At 56.3% G+C, this 14325-nt stretch carries 14 protein-coding genes and 1 rRNA gene; 3 read left to right on the forward strand and 12 right to left on the reverse strand.

Going from position 1 to position 14325, the window contains the following annotated elements:
* From K5Y33_RS19635 to pepQ, 5 genes are all read right to left on the reverse strand, one after another.
* A 16S ribosomal RNA gene (locus K5Y33_RS19635) occupies positions 1-108 on the reverse strand; the annotation flags it as partial.
* Positions 109-517: 409 nt separating this feature from the next.
* Complete coding sequence (gene hemG / locus K5Y33_RS19640; RefSeq protein WP_222234947.1) at positions 518-1054, reverse strand: menaquinone-dependent protoporphyrinogen IX dehydrogenase; 537 nt, start codon at positions 1052-1054, stop codon at positions 518-520.
* Positions 1055-1071: 17 nt separating this feature from the next.
* Positions 1072-2523, reverse strand: coding sequence for a Trk system potassium transporter TrkH (gene trkH, locus K5Y33_RS19645; protein WP_222234948.1), 1452 nt, complete (start codon positions 2521-2523; stop codon positions 1072-1074).
* Between the two features lie 27 nt (positions 2524-2550).
* A complete protein-coding gene (locus tag K5Y33_RS19650) occupies positions 2551-3168 on the reverse strand; it encodes an IMPACT family protein (protein WP_137384924.1) in 618 nt (205 codons plus the stop codon).
* The gene (pepQ, locus tag K5Y33_RS19655) at positions 3168-4499 is read right to left on the reverse strand and encodes a Xaa-Pro dipeptidase (protein ID WP_222234949.1); all 1332 of its coding nucleotides are present in this window, start codon (positions 4497-4499) and stop codon (positions 3168-3170) included. The genes K5Y33_RS19650 and pepQ overlap by 1 nt, the downstream gene beginning before the upstream one ends.
* Before the next feature lie 186 nt (positions 4500-4685).
* Between pepQ and fadB the strand changes: the two genes are divergently transcribed.
* Together fadB and fadA are read left to right on the forward strand one after the other, a co-directional pair.
* Positions 4686-6869: a fatty acid oxidation complex subunit alpha FadB gene (fadB, locus tag K5Y33_RS19660; RefSeq protein ID WP_222234950.1), complete on the forward strand. Its 2184-nt coding sequence runs from the start codon at positions 4686-4688 to the stop codon at positions 6867-6869.
* Positions 6870-6879: 10 nt separating this feature from the next.
* Positions 6880-8043, forward strand: coding sequence for an acetyl-CoA C-acyltransferase FadA (gene fadA / locus K5Y33_RS19665; RefSeq protein WP_137386834.1), 1164 nt, complete (start codon positions 6880-6882; stop codon positions 8041-8043).
* A gap of 117 nt (positions 8044-8160) precedes the next feature.
* On the opposite strand, the gene fre is transcribed toward fadA, so the two are convergent.
* The 3 genes from fre to pepE all read right to left on the reverse strand — a co-directional run bounded on the left by fre (position 8161) and on the right by pepE (position 11191).
* Positions 8161-8862, reverse strand: a complete 702-nt coding sequence (fre, locus tag K5Y33_RS19670) for an NAD(P)H-flavin reductase (protein ID WP_101763727.1) — start codon at positions 8860-8862, stop codon at positions 8161-8163.
* 39 nt (positions 8863-8901) lie between these two features.
* Complete coding sequence (gene ubiD / locus K5Y33_RS19675) at positions 8902-10386, reverse strand: 4-hydroxy-3-polyprenylbenzoate decarboxylase (RefSeq protein WP_101763728.1); 1485 nt, start codon at positions 10384-10386, stop codon at positions 8902-8904.
* A 73-nt stretch (positions 10387-10459) separates the two neighbouring features.
* A complete protein-coding gene (pepE, locus tag K5Y33_RS19680; protein ID WP_210080991.1) occupies positions 10460-11191 on the reverse strand; it encodes a dipeptidase PepE in 732 nt (243 codons plus the stop codon).
* A 209-nt stretch (positions 11192-11400) separates the two neighbouring features.
* Here pepE and rfaH point away from each other — a divergent pair, with 209 nt between their 5' ends.
* Positions 11401-11889 carry a transcription/translation regulatory transformer protein RfaH gene (gene rfaH / locus K5Y33_RS19685; protein WP_101763730.1) on the forward strand — a complete coding sequence of 163 codons (489 nt, stop codon included), beginning with the start codon at positions 11401-11403 and terminating at the stop codon, positions 11887-11889.
* On the opposite strand, the gene tatD is transcribed toward rfaH, so the two are convergent.
* From tatD to tatA, 4 genes are all read right to left on the reverse strand, one after another.
* A complete protein-coding gene (gene tatD / locus K5Y33_RS19690) occupies positions 11886-12668 on the reverse strand; it encodes a 3'-5' ssDNA/RNA exonuclease TatD (protein WP_137384920.1) in 783 nt (260 codons plus the stop codon). The genes rfaH and tatD overlap by 4 nt on opposite strands.
* Before the next feature lie 84 nt (positions 12669-12752).
* The gene (tatC, locus tag K5Y33_RS19695; protein WP_101763732.1) at positions 12753-13511 is read right to left on the reverse strand and encodes a Sec-independent protein translocase subunit TatC; all 759 of its coding nucleotides are present in this window, start codon (positions 13509-13511) and stop codon (positions 12753-12755) included.
* A 2-nt stretch (positions 13512-13513) separates the two neighbouring features.
* A complete protein-coding gene (gene tatB / locus K5Y33_RS19700) occupies positions 13514-14041 on the reverse strand; it encodes a Sec-independent protein translocase protein TatB (RefSeq protein WP_101763733.1) in 528 nt (175 codons plus the stop codon).
* A 2-nt stretch (positions 14042-14043) separates the two neighbouring features.
* A complete protein-coding gene (gene tatA / locus K5Y33_RS19705) occupies positions 14044-14298 on the reverse strand; it encodes a Sec-independent protein translocase subunit TatA (RefSeq protein ID WP_008105810.1) in 255 nt (84 codons plus the stop codon).
* Positions 14299-14325: the final 27 nt, after the last annotated feature.

Below are 14325 nucleotides of genomic sequence, written 5' to 3' on the forward strand. Positions count from 1 at the left end.
GTCCGCCACTCGTCACCCGAGAGCAAGCTCTCTGTGCTACCGTTCGACTTGCATGTGTTAGGCCTGCCGCCAGCGTTCAATCTGAGCCATGATCAAACTCTTCAATTTAAGTTTGATTTGCTGAAACCAGTTCAGCGGTGCTCATCTGTAAAACGTCATAATGAATTTCATTATGTGTTCACTCGTGAGGCTTTGATATTTTTTTGCGTCCGAAGACGCGGATATCAATCCTGCGAGTGCCCACACAGATTGTCTGATAAATTGTTAAAGAGCGTTGCGAACAGCGGCTGAACCGCCTGTCGCGAGGTGGCGTATACTACGCTACTCTCCTTCGGAGTCAAACACTTTTTTCAGCGTTTTCATCCGGCGGGATGAATTTCTTCACTCCCTGCCGAGCCGTCTGCGTTGCCGCTTTGCCGTCTCAGTGGTGGCGCATTATAGGGAGTTATTCGGAGCTGACAAGGGTTAATTGCAAATAAATTACTGTTCGACCTAAATTTCGCCACAACGCTGTATTTCACAACGATTTGCCTGGTAACTGCGCAAAATCCTGGGCAAAAAGCGCCACTTTATTCCAATCAGTGTATTCCACTTCTTTTGATGTATCAGTTTCCCCGCCGGTCATACGCATAATAAATTGAATCATGACGCGATCAAACCAGCGATAACGAGGATAACGCAACGCACCGGCGAAAACCGCACAGCAATCGGGTTGCCACGGTGACTGCTCCAGGAACTTGCGCGTATACGCATTGGTCTCTGGCGTACACTTATCAGCTTTACGCGCCGTCAGGTTGACACTAAAGAAGCCGCTCACCCGCTGCTGAAGCTGTGATTTGTGTTGGGTGACAAATTTCAGCAAAGCCGGATTGAAATGGCCATAACGGATAGAAGCACCAATCAGCACGCGATCGTACTGCAACCAATCAATCTGCGATGCCTCCAGTAGATCGATCACGTCGCATAGCTGATGCGGCACTAAGGTCTGCGCAATGCGCGCGGCAATCTCACGGGTTTGCCCATCGCGGCTGGAATACAGAATCAACGCTTTCATTACTCAATCCTATTTTATTATTCGCGCCAAAAGGTCGGCGTGAACAGCACCAGCAGCGTGAACACTTCAAGGCGTCCAAACAGCATGGTCAAAATCAAAATCCACTTCGCAACATCATTCATTGAAGTGAAGTTGTCTGCTACCACACCCAAACCGGGCCCGAGATTATTCAGGGTCGCGGCCACGGCAGCAAAAGCAGAGAAGTCATCCACACCGGTGGCGATGATCGCCAACATGCTGAGCAAGAACACCAGCGCATAAGCTGAGAAGAAACCCCATACCGCTTCGAGGATACGTTCCGGCAGCGCGCGGTTACCCAGCTTGATGGTGTAAACCGCGTTCGGGTGCACCAATCGCTTCAGCTCACGCGAACCCTGCTTGAACAGCAGAAGAATGCGGATCACCTTCAAACCGCCGCCGGTTGAACCCGCCATGCCGCCGATAAAGGCTGAGCACAGCAGCAGCACCGGCAGGAACAGCGGCCAGCGCGCAATGCTGTCGGTAGTAAAACCGGCCGTGGTTGCCATCGATACAACCTGGAAAAACGCCTGATTCAGCGTTTGCCAGCCGCTGGCGTGCACATTGTGGAACCACAACACTATGGTACAAATCAGCACTAAGGTCAGTTGTACGCCAATAAACATGCGGAATTCGGGATCGCGCCAGTACACTTTCAGGTTGCGACCACTTAATAAAGAGAAGTGCAGGCCATAGTTACAGCCCGAGATCAGCAGGAATACCGCGACGATAGTGTTGATGGTTGGGCTATTAAAGTAGCCGATGCTGGCATCATGGGTTGAGAACCCGCCAATCGCGATCGTCGAGAAGCTATGGCCGATAGCATCAAACATCGGCATGCCCGCCAGCCACAGCGCCAACGCGCACGCCACGGTGAGCAACACGTAGATCAGCCACAGCGTTTTAGCTGTTTCTGCAATACGCGGGCGCATCTTGTTATCTTTCAGCGGCCCCGGCATTTCAGCGCGATAGAGCTGCATGCCGCCCACGCCCAGAATGGGCAGAATCGCCACCGCCAGCACAATGATCCCCATCCCGCCGAGCCACTGCAGCATCTGACGATAGAACAAAATCGCTTTAGGCAACGTATCCAGTCCTACCAGCGTGGTGGCGCCGGTGGTAGTGAGGCCAGAGAAGGACTCAAAGAAGGCATCAGTGATTGAGAGATGCGGCTGCTCGGCGAAGATAAACGGCATCGCACCGACGCTGCCCAACACGGTCCAGAACAGCACCACAATAAGGAAACCTTCGCGCGGCTTGAGTTCGGTTTTCTGCTTGCGGTTTGGCCACCACAGCAGTGAACCGATAACGATCGCCATCATAAAGGTCTGACTGAACGCGCGCCCGGCACCATCACGGTAAATCAAGGCGACGAGGCCCGGTAAAATCATGGTCACCGAGAACAGAATCACCAGCAGGCCCACGATGCGGGTAATGGCGCGAAAATGCATTCAGCCGTTTCCTTTAAACAGAAGCTTTTAGTTTGTCAGCGGGATGAGCGTCAGCGCGCCCCGGCTGTAATCAGACAGGTTTTGGCGAAAGCCATCAATCTGCGCATGCGGCAACGCTAAACGCAGCGCAATACGATCCTGATAATGGCTCTCTTCTATAATGCCGTCAAAACGTTGCAGCAAGCGTTCAATGTCGCTGAGTTGAGCGTAATCGCACTGCAGGGTAAAAGATTCCATCGGCACTTTACGCTGACGCGCCAGTTGCTTCAGCCCTTGCTGCACGCCGCCGCCATAAGCTTTTACCAGTCCGCCGGTGCCCAGCATGATGCCGCCATAATAACGCACCACCACCGCGGTGATCTCACCGACACCGCTACCCATCAGCTGGGCCAGCATCGGTTTGCCCGCGGTGCCAGAAGGTTCGCCATCATCGGAGAAACCCAGCTGCTGCGAATCATCCGGCGCACCCGCCACCCACGCCCAGCAGTGATGCCGCGCGGTGGGATGTTCCTGCTTCACCTGCTGCACAAACGCGCGCGCCGCTTCCACGCCGGCCGTGTGCGCCAGCAAGGTGATGAAACGGCTTTTCTTGATGGTTTCCTCACTGAGACTCACGGCCTGAGCGGGAATGTCGTAAGCATCCATCAGGCAAGGTGCAGGTCGCGCGTCATGTTTTCAATGCGATTAGCGTGAACCACCACGTTATCCTCGATACGAATACCGCCGTAAGGTTTCAGTGCATCAATTGCCGCCCAGTCAAAGTATTGGCTGAACTTGCCGCCGCGCAGCTTCGTCAGCAGCGAATCGATAATATAGAAGCCCGGTTCGATAGTCAGCACCATGCCAGGTTCCAGCACGCGCGTACAACGCAAATACGGATATTGCGACGGTGCCGCCAGATGCGTGCCATTGTCGTCCTGCATAAAACCAGCCACATCGTGCACCTGCAGGCCGAGCGGATGTCCAAGGCCGTGCGGCATAAACGGACCGGTTAAATCTTCCGCCACCAGCGTCTCTTCAGTCAGGCCTTTCACCAACTCGAACTTCAGCAGCAGACGCGCAATGCGCTGATGCATCTGCAGATGATAATCGGTATAGCGCACGCCGGCTTTTAAGGTGGCGATCAGCGCCAGCTCTTCCTTGTTCATCGCCGCAACCATGTCGGCATAACGCGATTTGCTCTGCGCCGCGTAGCTGCGCGTCAGGTCAGCGGCGTAACCGAGATACTCCGCACCGGCGTCAATCAGGAAGCTGTGACGTTTGGCTGGCGGCTGATGATCCAGTTTGGTGTAGTGCAGCACCGCAGCATGTTCATTGAGCGCGATGATGTTGCCATAAGGCACATCGGTATCGCGATGGCCGGTTGCGGTCAGATAGGCGATATTGATATCGAACTCGCTCATGCCAGAGAAGAACGCCTCTTTGGCAGCGCGATGGCCCGCCACCGCCAGCTTCTGCGCTTCACGCATGCACGCCAGTTCATACTCGGTTTTGATGCTGCGATGATAATGCAGGAAATCGATCACGCCTTTCGGGTTCACCTGCTCACTGTTAATGCCGAGCTGGGAAGCGCGTGACGGCACCGGACCGATATAGGCCACGTTCTCGCGCTGTGCAGGCAGCAGCTGCGCGATCTCATCGGCACTCTTCAGGCCAATCACCTCCACCTCGTTGGTCCAGAAGCTGTTTGGCAGCGGCTCAACGTTGTGCCAGTAATCAACCGGCGAATAGAACCACAGCTTGGGTTTATTCACGCCATCAATCCATAACCAGCAGTTTGGCACCTGCGTCACCGGCACCCACGCTTTGAACTGGGGATTCACCTTAAACGGATAGTCGTGATCGTCGAGAAAAACGGTCAGCAGCTCGCCGGAATGAATCAGCATGGCATCAAGCTTAAAGCGAGCCAGCACCTGCTGCGCTCGCTGCTGCAGCGTATTGATGTGCGCGTGATACAGGGTTTTCAGTGAATCCATGGACTTGTCTCCGATGTCGCGAAAGTGGCCGCAGTGTAGCACAGCCGTGTTAGCGATGCCGTGCTGCGCGCGCTGTGATCGTTGTATCAAATAATCAAACTCTCGTTTGCAAATAATTAACATCACACTCACACTCCAATTCATCTGGTATGACCAGATCAACTTTCGCGGTTTCAGGAGACGGACATGCTCTACCAAGGCGATACCCTTTCAGTTCACTGGCTTGACGACGGCATCGCCGAGCTGGTTTTCGATGCGCCCGGTTCGGTGAACAAACTCGATACCAAAACCGTTGCCTCATTGGGCGAGGCATTAAGCGTATTGGAACAGCAACCCGCGCTGCGCGGCCTGTTGCTCTCGTCGGCCAAACCGGCATTTATCGTTGGTGCCGACATCACAGAATTCCTGTCGCTGTTTGATGCGCCAGAAGAGAAGCTGAGCCAGTGGCTGGCGTTTGCCAACAGCATCTTCAATCGTTTAGAGGATTTGCCGGTGCCCACCGTGGCTGCCATCGACGGCTATGCGCTGGGCGGCGGCTGTGAATGCATACTGGCGACCGACTTCCGCATTGCCACGCCGACCGCACGCATTGGCCTGCCGGAAACCAAACTGGGCATTATGCCAGGCTTTGGCGGCAGCGTGCGCTTGCCGCGCCTACTTGGCGCCGATAGCGCGATGGAGATTATCGCCGCCGGTAAAGATGTTGATGGCAGCAGCGCCCTGAAACTCGGTTTGGTGGATGCGGTGGTCAGCAGTGACAAACTACATGCCGCTGCGCTGACCGTATTGCAGGACGCCATCGTGCAGGGCAACTGGCAGACACGCCGCGCGCCGAAGCTGGCACCGCTGAAACTCAGCCCGATTGAAGCCGCCATGAGCTTCACCATCGCCAAAAGCATGGTGCTGCAAACCGCGGGCAAACACTATCCGGCCCCGATCACCGCCGTGAAAACCATTGAAGCTGCCGCCAGCCTCGGACGTGATGATGCACTGAAGCTGGAAACCGCCGCGTTTGTGCCGCTGGCGCAGAGCGATGTGGCACGCGCGCTGGTTGGTATCTTCCTGAACGATCAGTACGTCAAAGGCCTGGCGAAAAAGCACAGCAGTGCGGCCGGTGCGCCGCAGCAAGCGGCAGTATTAGGCGCAGGCATTATGGGCGGCGGCATTGCTTATCAATCGGCATGGAAAGGCGTGCCGGTGATGATGAAAGATATCAATCCGCAGGCGTTAACGCTGGGCATGACCGAAGCCAGCAAGCTGCTGAACAAACAGCTGGAGCGCGGCAAAATTGACGGCGCGAAACTGGCGAGCGTACTCACCACCATTCAGCCCACGCTGGATTACGCCGGATTCGAACGCACCGACGTGGTGGTAGAAGCGGTAGTAGAGAATCCGCAGATCAAAGCCAAAGTGCTGGCAGAGACCGAACAGCATCTGCGCGAGGACGCCATTCTCGCCTCCAACACCTCAACCATTCCGATCAGCCAGCTGGCGCAAGCCCTGAAACGTCCGGAAAACTTCTGCGGCATGCACTTCTTCAATCCGGTGCCGCGTATGCCGCTGGTCGAAGTGATTCGCGGTGAGAAAACCTCAGAAGCGACCCTCAGCAAAGTGGTGGCCTGGGCGAGCAAAATGGGCAAGACGCCGATCGTGGTGAATGACTGTCCCGGCTTCTTTGTGAATCGCGTGCTGTTCCCCTACTTCGCCGCCTTCAGCCTGCTGCTGCGCGACGGCGCGGATTTCCGTCAGATCGATAAAGTGATGGAAAAACAGTTCGGCTGGCCGATGGGCCCCGCGTGGCTGCTGGATGTGGTCGGCATTGATACCGCGCATCACGCTCAACACGTGATGGCGCAAGGTTTCCCGTCTCGCATGCAGAAAGATTATCGCGACGCGATCGACGTGCTGTTTGACGCCAAACGTTACGGCCAGAAAAACGGTCAGGGCTTTTACCGCTGGGAGCAGGATAAAAAAGGCAAAGCGCAGAAGAGAGCCGATGCGGCTGTCGATGCGCTGCTGGAACCGATTTGCCAGCCGAAGCGCGTGTTCAGCGATGACGAGATCGCCAACCGCATGATGCTGCCGATGCTCAACGAAGTGGTGCGCTGCCTCGAAGAGAAGATCATCGCTTCACCGGCCGAAGCTGATATGGCGCTGGTGTACGGTTTAGGCTTCCCGCCGTTCCGTGGCGGCGCGTTCCGCTACATGGATACGCTGGGCAACAGCAACGTGGTCGACCAGGCCAAACGTTATACCGCGCTCGGCCCGCTGTACGCGCTGCCGGAGCTGCTGTTGCAAAAAGCCCATCAGCATCAGAGCTGGTATCCCGCGGTGCAACCGATTGACGAAGCGGCGCTGCAAAGTGCCTGAGGTAATGAAAATGGAAAAAGTGGTAATTGTTGATGCGGTCCGCACGCCGATGGGCCGCTCCAAAGGCGGTGCGTTTCGTCAGGTACGGGCGGAAGATCTCTCGGCGCATTTGATGCGTGAGCTGCTGAGCCGCAACCCGGCGGTTGATCCCGCCACGCTGGACGACATTATCTGGGGCTGCGTGCAGCAGACGCTGGAGCAAGGCTTCAACATTGCTCGTAACGCCGCGCTGCTGGCGGAGATTCCGCATCGCGTACCTGCCAGCACCGTCAACCGCCTGTGCGGTTCGTCGATGCAGGCGCTGCACGACGCGGCACGCGCGATTATGGTTGGCGATGCGCACAGCTGCCTGATTGGCGGCGTAGAACATATGGGCCACGTGCCGATGAGCCACGGCGTGGATTTCCATCCGGGCCTGGGTCGCACGGTAGCAAAAGCGGCGGGCATGATGGGGTTAACCGCCGAGATGCTGGCGCGCATGCATCACATTACGCGCGAGCAGCAGGATGCTTTTGCGCTGCGTTCGCACCAGCGCGCCTGGGCGGCAACTCAACGTGGCGATTTCAAGCGTGAGATTGTGGCGACCTACGGCCACGACGCCGACGGCGTGTTGAAGCGCTTTGAGAGCGACGAAGTGATCCGCGAAGAGACCAGCCTCGAAGGATTGGCTGCGCTGCGCCCGGCATTCGATCCGGTCAACGGCACCGTGACCGCAGGCAGCTCATCCGCGCTTTCCGACGGCGCAGCCGCGATGTTGATCATGAGTGAAAGCCGCGCACGCGAACTCGGTCTGACAGCGCGCGCGCGCATTCGCAGCATGGCGGTGGTGGGCTGCGATCCGTCGATTATGGGTTACGGTCCGGTTCCCGCCAGCAAGCTGGCGCTCAAGCGCGCGGGATTGAGCGTGCAGGATATCGACCTGTTCGAGTTCAACGAGGCTTTTGCCGCACAGGCGCTGCCATGCATTAAAGACATGGGCTTGCTGGAACAGCTGGATGAGAAAGTGAATTTGAATGGCGGCGCGATTGCGCTCGGTCATCCGCTGGGATGTTCCGGTGCGCGTATCAGTACTACGCTGCTGAATCTGATGGAACGTCGCGATGCGCAATTTGGTCTGGCGACCATGTGCATTGGCTTAGGCCAGGGCATCGCCACGGTGTTCGAACGGGTTTAATACGTTAATGTTGCACGTGTTACCGCCCTTTCGGGCGGTTTTTTTACGCAATACATTGCGCCGCGACGAATCCGTGAACATTCTCGTAGCGGCGCGATTTATCGCGTTCTGTTGACCTCAAATAAAGGCAAACGCATCGCCAAACATCTGCGCTTCCAGCGCACCGCGCTCGGCGCAGAAACGCTCACGCGCAATCTTCGCCATCTCAAAACGACCGGCAATATAGATATCGTGCTCGCTGAGCGACGCGAAATCCTGCATCACCGCCGTCAGCACCGTGCCGCTGCGTCCGGTCCAGTCATCCGCAGGTTGTTCAACCACCGGGATCACTTTCAGGTTCGGATGCTTCACCGCCAGCGCATTCAGCTCATCCAGATCGTACAGATGCATCAGCTCACGGCCGCCCCAGTAAATCGCAATCTCGCGATCGGGTTGCTGTGCCAGCGCGGTCAGCAGAATAGAACGCGCATAGGAGAAGCCGGTACCGCCCGCGATCAGAATGATCGGACGCTCGCTATCTTCACGCAGCCAGGCATCGCCGTGCGGCATATCAACCGTAATCTGGCGATCGTTCTTGATGCGGTCCATCACCGCCATCGCGTAGAGATTGAGATCCGACGCGCCGATGTGCAGCTCAATGATGTCCTTTTCCATTGGCGTAGAAGCCAGTGAAAACGGGCGCTTATCGCGCTCATCCATCACCACCATCAAATACTGTCCGGCGCGGAAGTTAAAATCCGCCGCCGGAATTAAACGAACGCGGTAAACCGTGTCCGTAATCGCTTCAACCGAAGTCACTTTGCAGCTTAACGTTGTCATGCGTTCCCTTTTTCTTCGGGTCTAATTGGTCTGCCGCCGTTAGCGCTGCGGCGGCTCGGCAAAGATAGCTAACTCATCCCAAATGGCGTCAATGCGCGCGGTCACCGCCGGATCTTTCACAATCGGCGTGCCCCACTCGCGCGTGGTTTCACCCGGCCACTTATTGGTCGCATCAAGTCCCATCTTCGAGCCTAAGCCGGAAACCGGCGAGGCGAAGTCGAGATAATCGATGGGCGTGTTCTCAACCAGCACCGTATCGCGTGCCGGATCCATGCGGGTGGTAATCGCCCAAATCACATCATTCCAGTCGCGCGCGTTGACGTCGTCATCGCACACAATCACGAACTTGGTGTACATGAACTGACGCAGGAACGACCACACGCCGAACATCACGCGCTTGGCGTGACCCGCGTACTGTTTCTTGATCGTTACTACCGCGAGGCGATAAGAGCAGCCTTCCGGCGGCAGATAGAAATCAACGATCTCCGGGAACTGCTTGATCAGAATCGGCACCAGCACTTCATTGAGCGCCACACCCAACACCGCCGGTTCATCCGGTGGACGTCCGGTGTAGGTTGAATGATAAATCGGGTTGCGACGTTGCGTTACGTGCGTCACGGTAAACACCGGGAAGCTATCTACTTCATTGTAGTAGCCTGTGTGGTCGCCGTACGGACCTTCCGGCGCGACATCGCCCGGCTCGATATAACCTTCCAGCACGATTTCCGCGCTGGCCGGCACTTCGAGTTCGTTCGAAACGCACTTCACCACTTCGGTTTTGTTACCGCGCAGCAAACCGGCAAAGGCGTATTCGGAGAGTGTATCCGGCACCGGCGTTACCGCGCCGAGAATGGTGGCAGGATCGGCGCCCAGCGCCACCGACACCGGGAAACGTTCGCCCGGATGCGCTTTACACCACTCCTGGAAATCCAGCGCGCCGCCGCGATGCGACAGCCAGCGCATAATCACGCGGTTCTTGCCGATCACCTGCTGACGATAGATACCCAGATTTTGTCGCTCTTTATGCGGGCCGCGCGTGACGGTCAATCCCCACGTAATCAGCGGCGCAGCATCGCCCGGCCAGCATTTCATCACCGGAATGCGCGACAGATCGACGTCATCGCCGCTGAAAATCTCTTCCTGGCACGGCGCATTGCGCAGGCGCTTGGTTGGCATGTTCAGCACTTGCTTGAACTGCGGCATCTTATCGAACAGATCGCGGAAGCCTTTTGGCGGCTCCGGCTCTTTCAGGAACGCCAGCAGCTTGCCCACTTCACGCAGCGCACTGACCTCTTCCTGGCCCATGCCCATCGCCACGCGTTTGGGTGTGCCAAACAGATTACACAGCACCGGCATGTCGTACCCTTTCGGGTTTTCGAACAGCAGCGCCGGGCCGCCAGCGCGCAGCGTGCGGTCGGCAATTTCCGTCATCTCTAACTCAGGATCGATCTCCTGAGTGATGCGCTTTAACTCGCCACGCTGTTCCAGCAATGCGAGGAAGTCTCGTAAATCCTGATATTTCATGCGGCTTTAGCTTTCCGGCCAGAGTGAAACGCCATTATAGAGGCGTTTTACGCTGACATGTTGAGGTTTTGCGTCAGGCAGGCTGACAGGAAAACGGCACCAGCGACTGAATCGCCAATACATCGTGATAAGCAGTAATCGGCTCGCCGTGACGGAACACTTTGAAGTCTTCACCGCGTGCGCTGTAGTAACGCAGGCGATTTTCGCTCACGTGCAGGAAGCTGGCTTCACGCAGCGCAATCACCGATTCATGCGGGTTAACGGCACAGAACTCGGCCAGTCGTTCATCACGCGTTTCGCCCATATGGCCGCTGACGTGCGCATCAAGATAATGCGGATTGATCTGCACCGGGAACAAACCCAGCGCGGGCAGCACTACGCTGCTGCGCACCGGCATATCATTGGTGGTGCGAATGGAAGGCGTTGCCACATTGCAACCGGCGCTCCAGCCGACGTACGGCACATCACGCTCGCGCACCGCGCGTTGGATAGCGACGATCAAGCCGTGCTCGTGCAGCATTTGATTGAGGAACCAGGTATTTCCGCCGCTCACCAGAATCAGCTCAGCTTGTTCAATCGCCGCAACGGGCGATGCAAACTCGTGCACGGTGCGCACGTCAATGCCCAACGACGCGGATAACTCCTGCGCGCGCTGCGCGTGATCGCCACGAATAATCGCGTACGGTACCAGCACCGCCGAAGTGATGCCGCGCTGGGCGATCATCGCATGCAGCTGCGGGTGGGCGTAACTTAACAGCGGCGCATCGTCAGCCACTTTACCGTTACTCAACAGGAACAGTTCCATCAGCCACTCCTTTTCAATCGAAAGATGGGGAGGGAGTCTGATACAGATGGTCGCCGGCCGTCAATTTTCTTGCAAGAAAGCGTAAATAAGCCGCATCAATCGGATAAATCGTAGTGAAATTGTTTTCAGCGCCCGGTTTCCACCCGCCGATGCGCTATAACTCTGACAACTGATTTGATATTCTTAGCGTCCATTATTTGGGAGCGGTTATGGAATCCTGGTACTTACTCTATTGCAAACGTGGACAACTGTTGCGCGCGAAAGAGCATCTTGAGCGGCAAGAGGTGAATTGCCTCAGCCCGATGATCGCTCTGGAGAAGATTGTGCGCGGTAAACGCACCACCGTGAGTGAGCCGCTGTTTCCCAACTATCTGTTTATTGAATTCGATCCCGAAGCGATTCACACCACCACCATCAGCAGCACGCGCGGCGTCAGCCACTTCGTGCGCTTTGGCACCATGCCGGCCACCGTATCAAATGATGTGATCGAAGCGCTGCAAACCGACGTGCCGCAGATCGTGCTCGATGCGGAAACCCCGCAAAGCGGTGATGAAGTGATCATCACCGATGGCACGTTCGAAGGATTGCGCGCCATTTTTGCCGAGCCGGATGGTGAAACGCGCTCCGTTTTGCTGCTCAACATGCTGAACAAACAGGTGATGCGCAGCGTGGATAACAAGCAGTTCCGTAAACTCTAAGCGAGTTTAAACAGCTGACGCGCGTTGAGATTAACCTGCGCGCCCAGCGCTTCCGCCTCCTCGCCACGCCAGTTCGCCACCTGCTGCACAATATGCGGCAGGAAGCATGGCTCATTGCGGCGCGAAGTGGGACGCGGATGCATATCGCGCGGCAGTAAATACGGTGCGTCGGTTTCCAGTAACAGGCGCTCAGCCGGAATCAGCGGCAGCAATTCACGCAGTTCCATGCCGCGACGCTCGTCGCATACCCAACCGGTAATGCCCACCGACAATCCCAGCGCCAGACACGCTTGCAGCTCGTCACGCGTACCAGTAAAGCAGTGCACGACTGCACCAACCAGCTTCGGTAGCCACGGCTCAAGTACTGCAACAAAACGGTCGTGCGCTTCACGGCAATGCAAAAACACCGGCAGCTGCAGCTCAGCGGCCAACGCCAGCTGCGCATCGAAAGCGTATTCCTGCTGATCGTGGGCCGAAAGATTGCGATTGAAATCCAGCCCACATTCGCCAATCGCGACCACCTGCTCACTTTCCGCCAGGCGACGCAAGGTATTCGCGGTTTCCGCCGACCATTCACTGGCATGGTGCGGATGGACGCCGGCGGTTGACCAGCAATAGCCCGCGTGCAATGCCGCCAGCTGCCGCGCCTGCTGGCTCTCCAGCGCGTTGGTGCCGGTAATTAACAGGCCGGTGACGCCTGCTTCGCGCGCACGTTTTACCACCTGCTCGCGATCTTTTGCGAATTGCGTGCTGGTCAGGTTTACACCGATATCAAACATGTCTTCTCCCCAATAAAAAACCGCCCAACGGGGCGGTTTAGATTCATATTCCCGCGCGCTGCGGGATGCCCTGCATTAAGGACATCAGGATTCGGTGTTGTGTTCCTCATCCGAAGACTGACGTCCTTTACCCACATAGTAGCGGGAGAAGAATACGCCGACTTCAAACAGGCAGTACATCGGAATAGCGAGCAAAGTTTGCGAGAAAACATCCGGCGGTGTGAGCAACATCCCAACCACGAACGCGCCAACCAACATGTAAGGGCGTTTCTTTTTCAAATCTTCTGGTGAAGTTATGCCGGTCCAGCACAGCAGCACAATCGCAATCGGCACCTCAAACGCCACGCCGAAGGCCATGAAAATCGTCATGACGAAGTCGAGGTAGTTGGTGATATCCGTTGCGATGGTCACGCCTTGCGGCGCGGTTTTGGCGAAGAAGCCAAACGCCAGCGGGAACACGATGAAGTAAGCAAACGCCACGCCGACGTAAAACAGCAGTGTACTGGAGAACAGCAGCGGCATCACCAGTTTGCGTTCGTGGCGATAGAGCGCGGGCGCCACAAAGGCCCACACCTGATACAAAATCACCGGCACGGCCAGAAACACCGAAACGATGATGGTCAACTTGATCGGCGTGAAGAATGGCGATGCGACGTCGGTAGCGATCATGCTCGCCCCGGCTGGCATCTGGCTGATCAGCGGCGACGCGACCAGATGGTAAATATCATTCGCAAAATAGACCAGACACAGAAAGATGACTAAAACAGCGATGATGCAATTCAACAAACGCTTGCGCAGCTCAATCAAATGGCTAATGAGCGGTTGGGTATCTTCAACGGCCATGTTTATCGTTCATCTTTTACGAGAGAAGTCTTCGCGGTGCTTTCAGGAGCACTGGCGACGGGAGGGGTTTCTGCGGCAGAGATTTCGTCAGTAGGCTGCGGAGTCTGTGCAGGCGCACTGGTTTGATGTTCTGCTGCTGCGGGCGTGACCGCAGGTGAAGTCACGGGCTGCACGGCGGCTGGCGGAGTCTGATGAATAGTGTTGGCTTCATCTTCCTCTTTTTCGAGATCGATACTCTGCTGCACCGAACGCTTCATGGAGTCGGCGGTTTTACGCAGTTCTTCCATCGACTCTTTCAGCTCGGGTGACAACGTGCCACGGCCCGCTTCTTCCACCTTTTTCAGGCTGTCCTGCAACTCCTGCAGTTTCAACTCTTGCGCCAGTTCGTTTTGTACATTCGCGGCCAGCGAGCGAATGGCTCTGATCCAGCCGACGACGGTTTTCACCGCAACCGGTAACCGCTGCGGGCCAAGCACAATCAGCCCGATCACGAACACTAATACCAGTTCACTAAAACCAATGTCGAACACAGTTATACCTGCTTGTCGTTCCGGGCGTCGTCTTTAGTCGCCGTGGTTTGCTGTTTGTCTGCCAGAGTTTTGGCGTTGAAGTCAGCGTCCTGCTCTTTCGGTTGATCCTTTTTATCGTCTTCATCGCCCATGGCTTTTTTGAAGCCACGAATGGAAGATCCTAAATCCGAACCCAGGTTACGAAGTTTGTTGGTACCGAACAGAAGAACAACAATGACGGCAATGATTAACAATTGCCAAATACTGATACCGCCCATGAGATATGCCTCTAATATTCTGTGAAA

The organism is Pantoea sp. DY-17 (assembly GCF_019795975.1).
Classification (GTDB): domain Bacteria; phylum Pseudomonadota; class Gammaproteobacteria; order Enterobacterales; family Enterobacteriaceae; genus Pantoea; species Pantoea leporis.